Origin of the sequence: Paraburkholderia kirstenboschensis, assembly GCF_032806925.1 — a bacterium.
Classification (GTDB): Bacteria; Pseudomonadota; Gammaproteobacteria; order Burkholderiales; family Burkholderiaceae; genus Paraburkholderia; species Paraburkholderia kirstenboschensis.
The window spans coordinates 1,454,940-1,472,048 of sequence record NZ_CP136513.1; the positions used below are offsets into that span (position 1 = coordinate 1,454,940).

Genomic DNA, 17,109 nt, shown 5'->3' on the forward strand with positions numbered 1-17,109 from the left:
ATCAGAAAATGCCACGCGTGCCATCCCGTGTGGGAAAAGTGAAAACAGCGCCGCGCTGCTTCGTGCACAGCACAGTCTGCGTAAAGGAATGCGTAGACACATGGCGCGTCACATACCGTTCGAGCGCGAGCGCGAATGTGAACGGCGACATGCCGTCAAGGCCACTCTCGTCAAAGGTCAGCGTGATCTTCATGCCGCGGGCAAGCTGCAGTTCGCCCGCCTGGCGGTGCATGCCATACACCGGCTCCGCCGTGGCACCGATGAGGCTGTCGAGCTGGCGCGCGAGCGCCGTGTCACCCGCGCCGAGGTATGGCTGCAGCATCATGCGCAGCCCTTCGCCAGGACGCCTTTCATCGAAGTTGCTGTCAAAGACCTCCAGCTCCAGATGCAACTGGCGCACCAGTTCCCACGCAGTGTCGCCATGCGCGAGCGGTGGCCTGGGAGGCGTGGGGGCACGGACGAATCCGGCACTGGCCACGCCTTTCGCGCCCCTCACCAACAGATCATTGACGCCGTTGCACGGCGCGAGACAAGGCAGGTCCGCATTGGTGAGCCATGCATCGAGCGTCAGATAGCGGATGCCGGTCTGATCCGGCCGGTGGTCGTGGTCCAGCAACGACAGCAACACGTGGGTGCGGACAAAGCGCTGGCGGGTGCCGTAACGACGCGCACGGCCGGCTGGTTCATCCAGTTCGCGGCGCAGCGTGAAGTAACGCTCATCGCCTTGCTCATCGTCAGGTATCGCGATGTCGAGCGGCTGGAAAGCGATCTCCTCCGACTCTTCGTCCACCTGTCCCTTCGCAAGCTCCAGCGAATGAACTTCATGGTCGTCGGGCGCCGTCACGTAGGGCACGAGCCGGTGCTCGCGCGCGTCAGCGTCGAGGTGGAGCCTTCCGGTCCTGACCGGATACAGGTTAGCGATCGGCGTACAGAAAAGTGCCATGTGCGATGCATCGACCTGCTGGTCGAGCGCGGCAACCTCGCGTGTGAGCAGCAGCACTATCTCGACCTCGGGACCGGAGATGGTCTGAAGACCCGCCGCAAGCCCCGTCAGGGCGAAAAACCAGAACCGTTGTGGTTGCGCGAAGTATTCGTGCACGAGCGTGTGCCCATGCAGCGCCCGGGACGCCGGTCGCAGCAGGCTCTGTTCCGGCTCAAGCCCCTCGTAGTCCACGCCCATCGGCAGCCTGCCGGCGAGCTTCATGCCGTGCAGTTCTTCTGTATCGAACCCGCCAGGCACACCCATCACCATTCCCACGACGCTGGTGTGAATCAGTTCGAACAGGTGCGAGGCCATGCGCGGCTCACCGCACAGGTAGATCGGCAGGCGGTCCAGCCCCTGCAGACTCCCGATGCTCGCGCCGTCGATCGTGCGAAGCCGCAGGCGCAGTGCGCCACGTACCTGCCGCGCATCGTCCACGTAGCGGTGCAGCGAGAACAGATCAGGAGGAATGCCCGTCCAGCGTGCGTGGGTGAGCGCAAGCGGCCAGATCGTGACGGGCTGGCTGGAGCGGAACTCGCACACAGTGCGGCCTTCGACGGCCTTTCGGGACATGATCCGCGTGCCGCGCGGCAATGTCTGACCGTACGGGTTGTGGGTGGCCTCAGGGTCGGGAAAGAATCGCGCAACCGCCAACGAAGGTAGCAGCGTCACGTAGTTAGGATTCACGCATTCGAGCAGGCGCCGCGTGAACGCCTCGGTCATGCGGTCGATGCGCATCTGCGAACGCCCGGCCGTCAGGGCGAACGCCTCGATCAGCCGCTCGACATACACGTCCCCGATCTCGCCGGCCTGCATGCCGAGGCGGCGCGCGATCTTTGGATGTGCCTGTGCAAATTCGGCGGCAAGTTCGCGCATGTAGAACAGTTCGCGCTGGTAATACTCGATCAGTTGCGGGTCCACGCCGTGCCTTACGCGGACGAGCCTGACGGTGCGCATCCAGTGCGGCGGAGATGTGCGGCCATGGGGCCGATTTGCCTCGCCCGCCCTGTCGGGTCCCTGCGGTACGCGTCGTTCATCGCCATAACCGTCCGTTGCCTGATTCGTGTCTCCTGATTGTGAGGAGGCCGGAGTGATCCGGGTATCAGACCAAGCCGTCATTCCTGCAGGAATGACGCGGAAAAGCATGCGGAAAATTCAGATTGATATGTGGCGCTGCGCGCGTCGGCCAGAAGTATTGGCCTCGAGGGAAGAGGTGGTTCAACGGTGCAAAGAAAAAGCCCGCGCGAGGCGGGCCGAATTGCCACGCACGTGCGATCTCCTTGCCGAGTTCAGCAAAGCGCCGCCGCTTGACACGTGCGACGTCACCACTTGCATATTCCGCTGCGGCTTATCCACAGAAACTGTTCACAGCCTTGTTGATAACCCGAGGACACAACAGACAAGTGCTTGAACGCGCAAGTGTTTCCCCTCGCGACGCGTTTACCGCCACTGCCCGTGCAACGAAAGCGAATCAGCACGCGCGTTGCGTCAATAAACTCCCGCCTCCCCTTCCGGCCGGTTCTTGAAGCGCTTATGCACCCAATAATATTGATCAGGAATCCGTCTTACCTGCGTCTCGAGAAACTCGGTGATCCGTCGTGCGTCCACCGTTACGTCGTTCGACGGAAAATCGGCTAGCGGCTCGAAAATACTCAGCTTGTAGCCGCGATAGCCCGGCAGCACCTCCGTCACGAACGGCACGACCCGGGCGTTCGCCGCGCGCGCCATCCGCGAGACCGAGGTGAGCGTGCAGGCCGGTACGCCAAAAAACGGCACGAACACCGAATCGCGCAAACCGAAGTCCATGTCCGCCGCGAGCATCACCGGCGTGCCGTCGCGCAAGGCGCGTAACGCGCGCCGCACACTGTCGCTGCGCGGAATCATCTCGGTGCCGAAGCGCCCGCGCTGGCGCCTCGCCATCGCGTCGAGCAACAGGTTCGACATCGGCGTGTAAAGCGACGCCACCGGATGCCGCGTCGAATACATCATGCAGCCGGCCTCGATGCCGACGAAGTGGAAGCCGACGAAGATCGTCGGTTGAGCCCGAACATCAGCGAGATCGATTGCGCTTTCCACTTCGACGAGACGTGCCAGCGCTTGCGCATTGCCGAACCATTGTGGCCCACGCTCGACATAACTGCGGATCACATGGCAGAAATGCGCGCGCGCCAGACGCTCGCGCGCCTCGTCGCTCATGTCAGGGAAACACAATTTGAGGTTGGTATGCACCACCCGCCGGCGCGTGCTCGGAATCCGGTACAGCAGAGCGCCGATGCCGTTGCCGAACCGCGCGACGAGCCCATACGGCAATAAAGCGAAGGCGCGCAGCAGCCCCGTCATCAGACAGATGAGAATTCGACTTTTCAATGCGAGAACCCGGTGGATGCTGGAAAGCAAACACGTCGGCCGCGGCGGCTTTTGCGCCGCCAGCGCTCAACGTGGCATGTGCGCGCCCTCCGGCCGGTCCGGGCGCGCTTGTGGGATCGTGACGTCTTGCTCGCCGCAAGACGCAGCAATGCTCGAGATGGAAACAGCTAACGAAACCAACCTGCTAATGGACCCCGATCGAGCATTGCAGGCGTGATTAAAACACAGCGTGCATCCCGCAAACAGAATCGCGCAGGATGACCACCAGCGGAGCGCAGCCAGAAAGCGTTAAGCCCGCACTTTGCCACCGCTGCCAGCACCCTCTTTCGCGCGCACTTCGGCGTTTGCCAGTGCGCTTGCCAGTGCGCCTGGCGCCCGCATCGGCACGAGATCGCAGCGCCGCTCTTGCGCTAACCCCGGCCCGCGTCTTCCGCCCTTCGGTCATGTTGCGCGCGCGGCCGATCGGCCCGCACGCGCTATCCCGATCAAGGCTTGTTCGATTCGAACAGATCCATGATCTGCTTCTTCTCATTGGACGACACGCTCGGCGGCGGCACCGCCGGCGGCGTCATGCCCGCGGGCCCGACTCCACCGATCGCATCGTTCACACCTGCCGTCGGATTCGCCGAATCGAGACCGATGCTGGCGACAAAACCGTTGCCCGGCGTCATGTCCGAGTAGAACAATTCGCCGTCGACGGAAGTCACGCCTTCCGGCTGCGCCGGCTCGCTCTGCGGCACACCGCGCAACGCGCGCTGCATGTACTCGACCCAGATCGGCAGCGCGAGTTGCGCGCCGAATTCGCGGCTGCCGAGCGTCTTCGGCTGGTCGTAACCCATCCACGCGACCGCGACGAGCGATTGTTGATAGCCGGCAAACCAGCCGTCTTTCGCGTCGTTGGTCGTTCCGGTCTTGCCCTGCAGGTCCGACCGATGCAGCGCGTTGGTGCCCGCGCCGGTGCCCGCCGTCGCGACCGAATGCAGCAGGCTGTTCATGATGTACGCGTTACGCGGCTCGAGCGTGCGCGGGGCGTCGCGACCTGCGGTCAGCGGCTGCGCTTTCGACAGCGGCTCGCCGCGCGCGTCCGTCACTTCGTTGATCAGATACGGGTTGATGCGGTAGCCGCCGTTCGCGAACACCGAATACGCACCCGCCGACTGCAACGGCGTGACGAGCCCCGCGCCGAGCGCCATCGGCAGGTACGGCGGAGTCTTGTCGGCGTCGAAACCGAAGCGCTGCGTAACGAAGTCTTGCGCGTACTTCGTGCCGATATACGACAGAATCCGGATCGACACCAGGTTCTTCGACTTCTGCAACGCGAGGCGCAGCGGCATCGGCCCGTCGGGCTGGTCGTCGTCCTTCGGTTCCCATGCGTCGCCGCCAGGCGTGCTCGACGGGAAGTACAGCGGCGCGTCGTTGATGATCGTGGCCGGTCCGAGCCCCTTGTCGAGCGCCGCCGAATAAATGAAGGGCTTGAAGCTCGAACCCGGCTGACGCCAGGCTTGCGTGATGTGATTGAACTTGTTCTTGTTGAAGTCGAAGCCGCCAACGAGCGCGCGAATCGCGCCGTCCTGCGGCGTGAGCGACACGAGCGCGCCTTCCACTTGCGGAAGCTGCGTGATCTGCCAGTTGCCTTTGTCGTCGCTCATCACGCGCACGATCGAGCCCGGCTTGATCTTGGTCGCCGCCGCGCCGCGTGCGCTCAACGCACTGGCGGCAAAGCGCAAGCCTTCACCGCCGATGGTCACCTGCGTGCCGTCGACCAGCTGCGCCTTCAGCTGCTTCGGACTGGCGTCCGTGACGACCGCGGCGATGATCTCGCCGTTATCGGGATGATCGGTGAGCGCGTCGTCGATAGTCTGATCGCGGTCGTCGCCAGGCGCGGGCAGTTGCACGAAACCTTCCGGCCCGCGATAACCGTGACGCCGCTCGTAATCCATCACGCCCTTGCGCACCGCGCGATACGCGGCGTCCTGGTCCGCGGAATCGATGGTGGTCGTGACATTCAGGCCGCGCGTGTAGGTTTCGTCCTTGTACTGCGCGTACATCATCTGGCGAACCATTTCGGCAATGTACTCGGCGTGCACGCTGTATTCGTTGCCGGGATTACGTGTGTGGATCTCTTCCTTCACCGCCTGGGCGTACTGCTCCTGGCTGATGTAGCGCAACTCCAGCATGCGCCTGAGAATGTATTCCTGACGAATTTTTGCGCGCTTCGGATTCACTACCGGGTTATACGCCGACGGCGCTTTCGGCAAACCCGCGAGCATCGCGGCCTGCGCAAGCGTGATGTCTTTCAGATCCTTGCCGAAATACACGCGCGCCGCGGCGGCAAAGCCGTAAGCGCGCTCGCCCAGATAGATCTGGTTCATGTACAGCTCGAGAATCTGGTCCTTCGTCAACGCGCGCTCGATCTTGTACGCGAGCAGCATTTCATAGATCTTGCGCGTATAGGTTTTCTCGCTCGACAGAAAGAAGTTGCGTGCGACCTGCATCGTAATCGTGCTCGCGCCCTGCGACGCGCCGCCGTGCGCGAGGTCGGCAAAGCCGGCGCGCAGAATGCCGAGGAAGTCGACGCCGCCGTGCTCGTAGAAGCGATAGTCTTCGATCGCGACCACCGCTTTCTTCATCTGGTCGGGAATGTCCTGGAAGCGCACGAGACTGCGCCGCTCCTCGCCGAATTCGCCGATCAGCACATGGTCGGCCGTATAGACACGCAGCGGCACTTTTGGACGGTAGTCGGTCAGCGCGTCGAGCGAAGGCAGTTGCGGCCCCATCACGACAAGTGCATAGCCGACAATCAGCGCGCCCACCACGGCGACGATCGCGGCGAAGCTTGCGAACCAGATCGCGATCGTCGCGCCGATCGAGCGGCCTCCCTCGGCGGCGTCGCGCGAAGCGGTGTTGCGTCCTTGCGTGCGGTGGTAGGAGTCCCGGTCTTGACCGGCCGGAGATTGCGAGGAATGCGGTCGTTTGATGATTGGCATGACTGGAATAGTGGGCGCGTAACTCAACGCCTTGTTCTCGCGCGTTAGGCGCGCATGAATCGTGAGCGGCGTAGTCTGGGCGCAGACCGCCGTGCGACTCTGTGCCCCGGCGAGTCGCCACGGCGCACCCGGGACACTCCGGCGCAACGTAACAGCGCATTTTAAAGAAATCAAGCCGCGCTCAACGGAGTTTTTTTGTAAGAATTCCCTTCGCACCAAGGCTCGGCGGCAGACCACGGGTAGATTCGGCAGGCTTGCGGGGCGCTTGCGCACGTTGCGCGAAGTTATCCCCAGTTTTTGTTGAAAGGCCTGTGGACAAGACCGCAAAAAGCGCGACAACTCGTTGATGTCACGGCATTTTCACGACGCGCCCGTTTGCGATCGGCGCAACTCGTCATATGATGGACTCCGCGCATGCCGATGCGCGCCGATGCGCGCCGCCAGGCGCCATGCCAACAAGTATGCGAGCCGATCATGACAAAGCCCAGCGAACGCATCGTCGTATTCGTCACGCCCGCGCAGAAACGCGCGATCGCTGCTACTGCGGACGAGCTTCGCATCAGCGTCAGCGAACTCATGCGGCGCGCGGTGCTGAGTTTCAGCGCGACCAGCGAGCAGGTGAAAGCGGCGAGTATCGTCGATCGGCTCAATGTGCCACGCGCGCCTGACGCACTCGACGCGGCGCTGCAGCGCGTTGCGCAGGACGCGGCACTTGCGCGCGCGGCGCTGCCGCCCGCCTTGCAAACGCGCGTGGGCATGCGGGCCGGTTCAGATGCAACTGGGGCGGGTATTACCGGCGGCAGTTCGACGGCGTCGGCTGCTACAGCTCCTGTTGAAAGTATGTCGCCCGCGTCTGAACCTGCCCCGCTGCTGCCTGCCGATGTGCTGGCGGCGCTTACCACCGAAGTCGACGAAGACGCCGTGGCAACCGCCCAGGCTGTCGCGAGAATGGCGGCGGCCCGCGCTGCCGCGAGTGAGAATCTGCTGCCCGCCGCCGTGACGGTGCAGACTCACGTGAAGAGCGTGTTGAAGCGCCCTCGTGTCGACCCTGTGCGCGACGACGACGATCCGCAAAGCGATCTTGGCCCCGAAGGCAGCCGTTTCGCGTAACCATACCGATAGCGCGGCAATGAAACGTGCGACGCCGATGTAACCAGTTTGCAAGCGGTCGCCTGCGCATTGTGACTCGCTTTCCCCCATAAGCGACGCGTGCGCCCTTCACGTTGGCGACACTCAGCGCATGCAAACTGAGCCGCTCGCTCATCGCGCCCTTTAAGCCCATTTTAAGAGAGCCCGTGGTGTAATATCCGCGAGCTGCCGAGCGACCGGTGCGCGTGCTCATCGCCGAAAGGCTTTCGCTTCATCACGCGATACGTGTGCAGGTGAAACGGACAATTTGCTCTTGCGCTATTGCAATCGGCGAGCAAGCCCCGACCTCCGGTCCGAACGCTGCGCAGCTTCTCGCGCGGCGGCGTAAAGTAGCAGTGACAAGCAGTTGAGTGCGCAGGAATATTCAGCGCCGACACCATTCTTTGGAGGTTTTCATGTCGCTTTTTGACAGCATTTCGCGCACGCTAAAAGGTCTCCTGAACGACGCGGCGGACTCTGTGCAAGACCCGTCACGCGACTCGCGCCAGATCGTGCGCGAACTCGACGAGAGCATCGGCCGCGCCGAGAATTCGCTGATCGAGATCCAGGCGCAAGTGGCCACACAGCAAAGCAAGCGCGATGTTGCCGCCGACAAGGCGAAGAAGTACGAAGACGGGGCGAAGCGCGCGCTGCAATCCGGCGACGAAGCGCTGGCTCGCGAAGCGCTAGGCGCGCAGGCCACCGCCGAGGCCGAACGCGATGCGCTGACCAAGGAACTCTCTACGCTGGAACCGTCGGTCGCGCAACTGAAGAGCCAGATCGAGGACATGCGCAGCCGCCGCAACGATCTGAACGCGCGCTCGAACATCCTGCAAGCCAAGCAACAGATTGCCGAAGCGAAAGACGTCGCTGCAACGGCGTTGGGCGGCATCGGCGGAAAAAACCTGTCCGAGGATTTTCAGAAGCTCGAGGACAAGGTCGCGCTGTCGAATGCCCGTTCGGACGCACGTCTGAATTCCGCCGATGTCAAAAGCGGCAAGGCGCTCGATGACAAGCTGGCAGACCTGAACCGCGGCCCGTCGGTGGAAGACCGTCTGGAAGCGCTGAAAAAGCAGATCAACTCGCCGGCTCAGTAATTGCGTAGAAGTGCGTGGTAGTGTCCGGCTGTTTGCAAGTTCCGGAGCATTCCGCGGTTAGGGTCGCTGGTAAGCCGGTCGCCGGTTAGCCGGCCCCCGGTTAGCCGGCCCCCGCAATCGACTGAAGGAGACGGGCGCGTGGCGCCCGGTCTGCAAATGAAAAAAGTTATCGCAAGCGCGTTCGTCTCGCTGGTGCTCGTATCTACGGCAGTGTTTGCCGTGCCCACGGTGCAGCAAATCGAATCGGCCATGTCGCAAGGCAACTGGCAGCAGGCCGATGCCGGCTTGTCCGAAGTGCTGAAGGCGCATCCGAATAACGCACATGCGCATTACCTCTACAGCCAGGTGCTCGACCGCGAAGGCCGTTATGGCGACGCGCTAGCGCAAGTCCAGCAGGCCAAGACGCTCGATCCGCAGATCCGTTTCACCGACCCGACGCGCTTCGCGCAAGTCGAGGCACGCATTCGCCACGACGCCGAACGCACCGCCAACACGAGCGGCAACGGCGGCGGAACCGGCATCGGCACCTTGACGAACCGCACGACCAATCCGTTCGGCCAGCAGAACGCGCCAGCCGTGCAGCAGGCGCCTGAGCGCCATGGCCCGGGCATCGGCATGTGGGTCGGCATCCTGATCCTTGTCGGCGTGATTGCGCTGGTGCTGCGTTGGACCTTGCGCCGTGCGCGCACGCAAGACGATACGCGCGCGGACGACGACCGTCGCGTGCAACTCAAGCGCGCGACCGAGCTGCTTAACTCGGTGCGCTCGCTCAAGCTCGACGTGAAGCTTTCCACCGCGCCGGGACACGAAGCATTGGAGAAAGAAGTCGAGGCAACGGAGGACCAGCTGCGAACGCTCGTTGAAGCGCTGTCCAGCAGCAAGAACACTGTGCCGCCATATCAGCTCGACGAACTGGAGCAGCGCATCGGCAGCTTGCGCGCGCGAGCCGATGGCCGTCCCGATCCGAATGCGGCCGCCGCGGCTGGCAGCGGGCAGTCGCCGTACGCACGCGAAGCCGAGCGCTTTGGCAATCCGCAGCAAGGGCCGTATCCGTCGCAGCCGCCCTATCAACAGCAAGGTCCCTATCAGCAGCAGCAACCGCCCGTTATCGTGCAGCAAGGCGGCGGTTTCGGCGGCGGCATGGGTGGGTTGCTCACCGGCGTTCTGCTTGGAGAAGCGCTGAACTCCGGACGTGAACGCGTGGTAGAGCGTGACGTGATCGTCGACGATGAAACGCGCCGGCGCGGCAACGACGGCGGCAACGGCGACAACGGCGGCGGCCTCGACTTCGGCCAGGGCTCGAACGACTGGAACGATAACAGCGGCGGCGGCATCGACATGGGCAGCAGCGACGATTCCGGCGGCTGGAGCGACAACACCTAGCCCGCTGCGCCGCTCAGACCGCGGCGTACCTATCCATACGATGCAAAACAGGCTCCTTTCATGGAGCCTGTTTTTTTATCTGCACACTCGACGAATCACGCACGCCTCGATACGGCCGCCCGCTCTTCATGCTGAGCAAGCAGCACCGAGCCGGCAAATAGCCGCACGACAAAGCGCTCCGCATAACTCACGAGCGCATCGCGCCGAGCGGCGTCTGCAGTCGCGTCCGCATCCGCGCCGATAAACTCCGCTGACAGATGAAACAGTTGCAGCACGATCTGCGTGCACACTTCGTCGACGACATCGCGCGGGAGTGCCGGCATCAGTTGCAATTGCACGACGTCGTCCGCCATTTCCGCCGACACCGCGTGAAGCGTCGCGCGCACGGCTTCACGCAGCGCAGGCGTCGTGCCGTGATACTCGGCTAAAGCGCTGAGAAACGCCTCGCGGTTCTCCAATGCGAAGGTGAAGAACGCGACGCACGCGCGCCGTGGCACGCTGTGCGGTTCGTCGTGCGCCGCAAGCCAGCGCTCGCGGCGCAGCATCGGCCGCAAACGGCGGCTTACCGATTCGACGGCTTCGCGCGCGAGATCGTCGAGCGTGTCGAAATGACGATAGAACGTGTTCGGATTCAGCCCCGCCTCTCGCGCGAGTTCGCGCAAACCCAGGCTCGCGAAGCCGCGCCCGCCCGCGGTCAACCGCAACGCGGCTTCAATCAGCTTGCGCTTGCCCGCGGGCAATTCCTGAGTGGCCGTGGTGTCGCGCTCGGGGTTGGGCGCCGCTTCGAATACGGATTTCATGGCCTTTATGATGGGCTTTGACGATGGGCTTTGAATCACCGCGCAGGACGCGCGTTTAATAGACATACTCTAAACGATCTTGACGCGAGGTGTACAGTTGTCTACCCTGCGCGTTACGTTCGAGTGGCCGCCCGTTCGCGGCCACGCCGCGTTTCGTGAACGCCCACACGGCCCGAACTTCCCTGCCGGAGACTGCTGTGACGCCCGCTTCACCCGCCCAATCCACACAAGCTGCCACGCCGCGCATTGCGGTCGTGGGAAGCGGCTTCGCCGGCATCGGCATGGCCGTGCGCCTGCAAAAAATGGGCATCACGTCGTTCACTCTCTACGAGGCCGCCGCCGATATCGGCGGCACCTGGCGCGACAACACCTATCCGGGCGCCGGGTGCGATGTGCCTTCGCACCTGTATTCGTTTTCTTTCGAACCGAACCCGGCGTGGTCGCGCGCGTTCAGCGGCCAGGCGGAAATTCTCGCCTACCTCAAGCACTGCGCGCGCAAGTACGGCGTAGACCGTTACGTGCGTTGCAATGCACGCGTAGTGGCCGCGCGTTTCGATGAAGCGCGTCACGTGTGGCACATCGAACTCGATGCCGACGGCATGCGCGAGAACATCGAGGCGGACGTGCTGATCGGAGCGAGCGGTGGACTATCGCGCCCTTCCATGCCGCGAATCGCGGGGCTCGACAGTTTCAAAGGCAAGCTGTTTCATTCCGCACGCTGGGACCACGCGTATCCGCTCGAAGGAAAACGCGTCGCGGTGATCGGCACCGGCGCGAGCGCGATCCAGTTCGTGCCGGAAATCCAGCCGCGCGTCGCGCAACTCGATCTGTTCCAGCGCACCGCGCCATGGATCATGCCGAAGCCGGATAAGCGCATTAGCGAACGCGCGCGCTGGCTCTTCGAGCATGTGCCGTTCACGCAGCGAGTTGTGCGCAGCGCGATCTACTGGAAGCTCGAATCGCAGGCCATCGCTTTCGTGAGGCATCCGCAACTGATGAAGCGCCCGATGAAGCTGTGCCTCAGCTACCTCGAACGGCGCGTGAATGACCCGGAACTGCGCGCGAAGCTCACGCCGAACTACCGCCTGGGCTGCAAGCGAGTGCTGCTGTCGAGCAACTACTATCGCGCGCTGGTCACACCCAACGTGAACGTGATTACAACGGGGATCCGCGAAGTCGTCGCGGACGGCATCGTGACGCAAGACGCCGTGCATCACCCTGTGGACGCGATCATTTGCGGCACCGGCTTTCAGTTCAACGGTTTCGGCGCGCCGTTCGAGGTGACCGGCATCGGCGGTGTGGATCTCCGTACGCTGTGGCTCCGCGACGGTCCTGAAGCGTATCTCGGCACGAGCATCGCAGACTTTCCCAACTTCTTCATGATCGCCGGTCCGAACACCTTTCTCGGCCACAACTCGATGATCTACATGATCGAGTCGCAAGTGCAGTACATCGGCGATTGCCTGCGCATGCTACGCGAGCGCAACGTACGCGCGATGGATCTGCGCCCCGACGTGCAACGCGACTACAACGCGCGCCTGCAGAAGAATATGCGGCGCTGCGTGTGGTCGAGCGGCTGCCATAGCTGGTATCAGACGCAAAGCGGCAAGGTGACCGCGCTGTGGCCGGGCTTCACGTTCAGCTTTCGCAAACGGACGCGGCGCGTGCGGCCGCGGGACTATCGCTTCTTGCCTTGATGCAGTGGAGGCTGGGGCCAGCTTTACGTCCGCTTGCAATTCCGATTCAAACAAAAAAGGGAGACGCAAGACATGGCAGGCATCGAACCTCAATCGTCGGGCTCATCGGCACCTGGCGCGGCACCTGGCGCCGCATCTGGCTCGGCATCTACCATGGCATTGAACTCCGCCGCGCTGCCGCCGCGCTCGCTCGCCGATCGCCTCGGCATCACGAGTGTGTCGCGCGACCAATTGCGGCGGTGCTACACGCAAAGCGGCTCGAACTTCGTCCGGATCATGGGCGCCGACGTCCATTACATCGACGCAGGCAGCGGCGACACAATCGTGACGATTCATGGTTTCGCGTCTTCGCTGCACACCTGGAACCGTGTAGCCGATGAACTCAAGCACGCCTACCGCGTAATTCGTCTCGACCTGCCGCCGTTTGGCGTGACAGGACCGCTGCGCTCCACCACAGGCGCCATCGAAACGATGAATCTGCCGACCTACCGGCGTTTCATCGACACCTTCCTGCAGGCGCTCGGCGTCTCACGCGCGATATTTATCGGCAATTCGCTCGGCGGGCTCATTTCGTGGGACTACGCGGTGCGGCATCGCGAGGCGGTCGAGCGGCTGGTGCTGATCGACTCGGCAGGCTTCCCGATGAAGCTACCCATCTACACCGGTCTTTTCAATAGCGCGCTGGTGCGCGCGAGTTCGCCGCGATGGTTGCCGGAGATAATTATCAGAAGCGCGGTGCGCAACGTGTATGGCGATCCGCGCAAGATCGACGCCGTCACGCTGCGGCGCTACGTCGAATTTTTTCACGGCGAAGGCACACGCGCCGCGATCGGCAAGATGGTGCCGACGCTCGATTTCGCGGAACCCGATACAAACGTGCTGACTACGCTGACGGTTCCCACGCTCGTATTGTGGGGAGCGAAGGACCGCTGGATTCCCACTGCGCACGCCGCCGAATTCGCCCGGCGCATTCCGGGCGCGAAGTCGGTCATGTATCCGGGTCTTGGACACATTCCAATGGAAGAAGCACCCGAGCGGGTGCTGGCCGACCTGCGTGCTTTCCTCGGCAGCAACGTGAGCAACAGCGCGAGCAGCAGCGCAGAGCTGCCGCTCCCGGAAAAAGGCTTCCGCCGCGCGTCGGCGTAAAACCCGGCGGAACGGCGCACGCCTAGCCGCCTCCGCCGAGAAAGCGCAACAAGCCCCAAAGAAATTTGCAGAGCATGACGAGCAGCTCCCACAGATGATAGAGCTGTTGCCAGCCCGAAACGCGCGCAAAGGAGTCGAACATCGTTACCGTTGGAAAGGAATGGCCGCGGCCGCACGGCTGAATACGGCTGCCGCGACGCCAAACCGCACATGATAGCGACTGCGGGATACCCCGTATCAAGTCCACCGAAAGCCAGCCGTAAACGCATCGAGAAGACGCTGTGTTTGCGCTCGACCAGTGCGCCAACCGCCAGCGCCGCTAGCGTCATCAAGGAGACGTCTATGTCGCGTTTCAGCTTTCGCCGGCCGGCCCGCTCCCAGGCGGTGGTCGGCGATATTGCCTCGCAGGCGGGCAAACTGGGTATCGAAATCTGCGATGTGTCGGGCCACGTCGACGAAGTCGCCGCGCGCGTGCAGCATCAGGCGCAAGTGTGCCAGGCGTTGCGCGAGTCCGCCGCGCAGACGCTCGCGGGCAATCATCGGATCGCGACTGCTGCGCGAGGCATGCGAGAAGTGTCGGCGCATGCGGCAACCGGCGTGCAGGAATCGCAGGAAACGCTGGAGGCATCGCTCGCCGACATCCACGGTCTGGTGGAAGGCGTCACCGTGATCGAGAGCCAGATCGGCGCGCTGCGCAGCGCGCTTGCACATGTGAGCCGCGTCTCGGAGGAAATCTCGCTGATCGCATCTGCTCGCGCTGAACGCCGCGATCGAAGCGGCGCGCGCCGGCGAGTCCGGCCGGAGTTTCGCGGTCGTGGCGGCGGAGGTGAAGAACCTGTCGGCAAAGACCGCGCAGGCGACCGGTCAGATCGAGACGACGCTCGCGCAACTCACGCAGCAGACCGAGCAGCTGATAAACGAAGGCTCAGTGAACACGGAGCGAGCGCATCGGGTGCGTGAGGGCACGCGCAAGATCGGCGACGTCGTGCATGCGACGGGCGACGCAATCGCGCATCTGAACAACGAGGCGGAGCAGATCGCGGCATTGACCGGCGAAATCGAAACGCAGTGCGACGGACTCGAAGCGCAAGTGCTCGAAATGGCAAGCGGTGTCGAGGATTCGAGCGAGAACTTCGTGCAGGCGAAGAATCGTCTCGGCAACTTGCTGGGCGTGTCGGAGACCTTGATCGAGTTGACAGCGGCGGCGGGCGTCGAAACCGCTGACACGCCCTTTATCGAAGCCGTGCAGGAGGCTGCGGCCTCGGTAAGCAAGGTATTCGAGGCGGCTGTGGCGCGCGGTGAGATTTCCCTCGACGATCTTTTCGATCAACACTATGTGCCGGTGCCGGGCAGTAATCCGCAACAGTTCATGACGCGTTTCACTGCGTTCACCGACCGCGTTTTGCCGGCGATTCAGGAGCCGTTACTGGATCTCGATCCACGCGTGGCGTTCTCTGCCGCAATCGACGTGCGCGGTTATCTGCCGACACACAATCTGAAGTTTTCTTTGCCGCAACGCGACGATGTGGTGTGGAACATGGCCAATTGCCGCAACCGGCGCATTTTCAATGACCGGACAGGACTTGCCGCTGGATCGCATACGAAGAAGTTTCTGCTTCAGACTTATCGGCGCGATATGGGCGGTGGAGAGTTCGTTTTGATGAAGGATGCGTCGGCGCCGGTTTTTGTTCGTGGGCGCCATTGGGGTGGAGTTAGGATCGGGTATAGGGTTTAGGTGGTGGTTTGGGCTGTATAGCCTTGTCAGTCAGTGAACGCGGACCATGACCAGCAGACAACTGACTCTGCGGGGCGGGCGCAGACGCTCATGGGGACGACCCTAACCGGCGCACAGCACTGACTCAGAACTGCGCAGTCATCTGGAATCCGACCGTCCCGCGCTCGGTCGAGGAAGCCAACGGCTAGGGACCGCGCAGGCGCGCCCGGACGATTGACCGAACACCGTTCGGTCAATCGTCGGACCCGGGCCTGCTAGTCTTCTGACGGCCTTTCTATCGGATGCTGTGTCAAATTCAGGTGCTGCCTGACTTCCGGCCGACCTGCTGCAATAACATTAAGCATTGCAACTCCCAGCTGCCGTGCCAGTTCATCGTCAAACCGGAATTCCTGATCATCAAGGAAAAACGGCACTGCCATCTTTCCCTCAATGAGCGGAGCCACTAGAACCGAGTCCACGGCTTGCATCGTCAATTGCCGCGGTTCGTCGGTATAGGTCAGCACAACGGTGTACGGTGGGTGATTAACCATTAATATCCCCTGCATTGCTGGTATCGACCAAAAGCGTTCTCCTTGCACAGCGTATAATTTCGCTCGCCGCGAGGTTTAGCCATCAGTCTACAGGCGTCCAAATCCGCCTCGTACATATCATGACACTTTGCCTCATGAGCATCCCTGCCCCCGCACTTGACCATCCCGCCGCCGTCACCATTAGCTGCAAACAGCGAGCTATAAAGCATTGACCTTTTTGCCGAACTGGTGAGGTCACGCACAAGTACAGGATAAGGAACCTGCGACTGATTACTCAGCATCAGTTCAGTTGTCTCACCCCACGCAGGGATAGCGTCGCTCAGTTCGTCGCCAAACAGCTTCCCCGTAAGCGCACCTTTCCATCGCATATAACATTCAACGCAGATGTCTGGAACAAACCCCCCGGAATCGGACTGCAGTCCTGTTACGTTAGCCGGTGGTGAGACGGGGTCATTGCCCAGTTCCCAGTTGGTGAGCCACACACCAAGTTCGTCATCGCTGATCGGCTGCCACCATGCGCCGTTGGTTGACACTTGTGCCGTGTGTGAGGCGACCGCACCGCTAGGCCCATACTGATACTTAACCAGCAGAACACGTGCGAGTCCGCCGTTAGCCGCGCTTGCTGGCTCTTTGTACTGAAAGCTCGATACGCGGCCGCGCTCGTCGTATCCGATGGTTGCCTGTCCGCTGTTACCTGCTATTTGAGTGGCACGGTTTGCGATGTCCCGCTCGAGGGTACGCATCGACCACCCCGATACGGCGTCTTGGACGGTCGCGATATTTCCCCGAGTGTCATACGTGTACGTCCAGTCTTCAGTCGCCGTGCCATTCTTAACAACGGTGGCCGACAGCAGGCGTCCAGCCTGGTCATAGCGCGCTCCCACTGTTGCCCGGTCGCCACTCCCGACCGCACCCATCCCCTGCTCGCCAGTAAGATCGGTCGTTGCGCGCTCTGCGTAACCTGTCACATTGCCGGCCGGGTCATAAACGAATGCGCGGATCTTGCCTGGCGTTGCGACTAGATGCGGGCGCAACGAGACCGCGTCGCTATACTCGACGGTCGTTACCACCTTCTTTCCCGTGACTGTCGCGACTGCTTTCGTTGGCCGGTTGGCACTATCCCAGCTGTACTGGATATTTCCGTCGGGAGATTGTCTTTGCTGCAAGTTACCCGCCGCGTCCCAAGTTCGCGACTGCGTGCCTCTTGGTGTTGTCACTGTGCGAGGACGCAAGCTGTCCGAGACATCAAAGCTAAAC

General features: G+C 62.5%; 11 protein-coding genes and 1 pseudogene. 6 read left to right on the top strand and 6 right to left on the bottom strand.

Annotated elements, in window-relative coordinates; all coding sequences use genetic code 11:
* Position 1 precedes the first annotated feature (1 nt).
* The 3 genes from tssF to RW095_RS29180 all read right to left on the bottom strand — a co-directional run bounded on the left by tssF (position 2) and on the right by RW095_RS29180 (position 6,336).
* Positions 2-1,939, bottom strand: coding sequence for a type VI secretion system baseplate subunit TssF (tssF, locus tag RW095_RS29170; RefSeq protein WP_317022218.1), 1,938 nt, complete (start codon positions 1,937-1,939; stop codon positions 2-4).
* A gap of 531 nt (positions 1,940-2,470) precedes the next feature.
* A complete protein-coding gene (locus RW095_RS29175) occupies positions 2,471-3,349 on the bottom strand; it encodes a lipid A biosynthesis lauroyl acyltransferase (protein ID WP_317022219.1) in 879 nt (292 codons plus the stop codon).
* 485 nt (positions 3,350-3,834) lie between these two features.
* The gene (locus RW095_RS29180) at positions 3,835-6,336 is read right to left on the bottom strand and encodes a penicillin-binding protein 1A (protein WP_317022220.1); all 2,502 of its coding nucleotides are present in this window, start codon (positions 6,334-6,336) and stop codon (positions 3,835-3,837) included.
* 474 nt (positions 6,337-6,810) lie between these two features.
* Here RW095_RS29180 and RW095_RS29185 point away from each other — a divergent pair, with 474 nt between their 5' ends.
* The 3 genes from RW095_RS29185 (at position 6,811) to RW095_RS29195 (ending at position 9,944) form a co-directional block, all read left to right on the top strand.
* Positions 6,811-7,446 (top strand): hypothetical protein, encoded by a 636-nt coding sequence (locus tag RW095_RS29185; RefSeq protein WP_317022221.1) that lies wholly within the window; start codon positions 6,811-6,813, stop codon positions 7,444-7,446.
* A 434-nt stretch (positions 7,447-7,880) separates the two neighbouring features.
* Entirely contained in the window at positions 7,881-8,561 is a 681-nt protein-coding gene (locus tag RW095_RS29190) for a PspA/IM30 family protein (RefSeq protein WP_020070205.1), read from the top strand.
* Positions 8,562-8,717: 156 nt separating this feature from the next.
* Positions 8,718-9,944, top strand: a complete 1,227-nt coding sequence (locus RW095_RS29195) for a tetratricopeptide repeat protein (RefSeq protein WP_317022222.1) — start codon at positions 8,718-8,720, stop codon at positions 9,942-9,944.
* 95 nt (positions 9,945-10,039) lie between these two features.
* On the opposite strand, the gene RW095_RS29200 is transcribed toward RW095_RS29195, so the two are convergent.
* Positions 10,040-10,744: a TetR family transcriptional regulator gene (locus tag RW095_RS29200; protein WP_317022223.1), complete on the bottom strand. Its 705-nt coding sequence runs from the start codon at positions 10,742-10,744 to the stop codon at positions 10,040-10,042.
* Between the two features lie 197 nt (positions 10,745-10,941).
* Here RW095_RS29200 and RW095_RS29205 point away from each other — a divergent pair, with 197 nt between their 5' ends.
* The 3 genes and pseudogenes from RW095_RS29205 (at position 10,942) to RW095_RS29215 (ending at position 15,322) form a co-directional block, all read left to right on the top strand.
* Positions 10,942-12,441, top strand: coding sequence for a flavin-containing monooxygenase (locus RW095_RS29205; RefSeq protein WP_317022224.1), 1,500 nt, complete (start codon positions 10,942-10,944; stop codon positions 12,439-12,441).
* Positions 12,442-12,513: 72 nt separating this feature from the next.
* Positions 12,514-13,587 (top strand): alpha/beta fold hydrolase, encoded by a 1,074-nt coding sequence (locus RW095_RS29210; protein WP_317022225.1) that lies wholly within the window; start codon positions 12,514-12,516, stop codon positions 13,585-13,587.
* A 342-nt stretch (positions 13,588-13,929) separates the two neighbouring features.
* Positions 13,930-15,322: pseudogene (locus RW095_RS29215) on the top strand (methyl-accepting chemotaxis protein).
* A gap of 254 nt (positions 15,323-15,576) precedes the next feature.
* On the opposite strand, the gene RW095_RS29220 reads toward RW095_RS29215, so the two are convergent.
* Together RW095_RS29220 and RW095_RS29225 are read right to left on the bottom strand one after the other, a co-directional pair.
* Positions 15,577-15,852, bottom strand: a complete 276-nt coding sequence (locus tag RW095_RS29220) for a hypothetical protein (protein ID WP_317022226.1) — start codon at positions 15,850-15,852, stop codon at positions 15,577-15,579.
* The gene (locus RW095_RS29225) at positions 15,852-17,018 is read right to left on the bottom strand and encodes a hypothetical protein (protein ID WP_317022227.1); all 1,167 of its coding nucleotides are present in this window, start codon (positions 17,016-17,018) and stop codon (positions 15,852-15,854) included. Before RW095_RS29225 ends, RW095_RS29220 begins: the two co-directional genes overlap by 1 nt.
* Between the last annotated feature and the right edge of the window lie 91 nt (positions 17,019-17,109).

Bases quoted from the DNA above. Each gene is read 5' to 3' on its own strand.
- tssF (WP_317022218.1), bottom strand. From the start codon at position 1,939: ATGCGCACCGTCAGGCTCGTCCGCGTAAGGCACGGCGTGGACCCGCAA.
- RW095_RS29180 (WP_317022220.1), bottom strand. From the start codon at position 6,336: ATGCCAATCATCAAACGACCGCATTCCTCGCAATCTCCGGCCGGTCAA.
- RW095_RS29185 (WP_317022221.1), top strand. From the start codon at position 6,811: ATGACAAAGCCCAGCGAACGCATCGTCGTATTCGTCACGCCCGCGCAG.
- RW095_RS29190 (WP_020070205.1), top strand. From the start codon at position 7,881: ATGTCGCTTTTTGACAGCATTTCGCGCACGCTAAAAGGTCTCCTGAAC.
- RW095_RS29195 (WP_317022222.1), top strand. From the start codon at position 8,718: ATGAAAAAAGTTATCGCAAGCGCGTTCGTCTCGCTGGTGCTCGTATCT.
- RW095_RS29200 (WP_317022223.1), bottom strand. From the start codon at position 10,744: ATGAAATCCGTATTCGAAGCGGCGCCCAACCCCGAGCGCGACACCACG.
- RW095_RS29210 (WP_317022225.1), top strand. From the start codon at position 12,514: ATGGCAGGCATCGAACCTCAATCGTCGGGCTCATCGGCACCTGGCGCG.
- RW095_RS29220 (WP_317022226.1), bottom strand. From the start codon at position 15,852: ATGGTTAATCACCCACCGTACACCGTTGTGCTGACCTATACCGACGAA.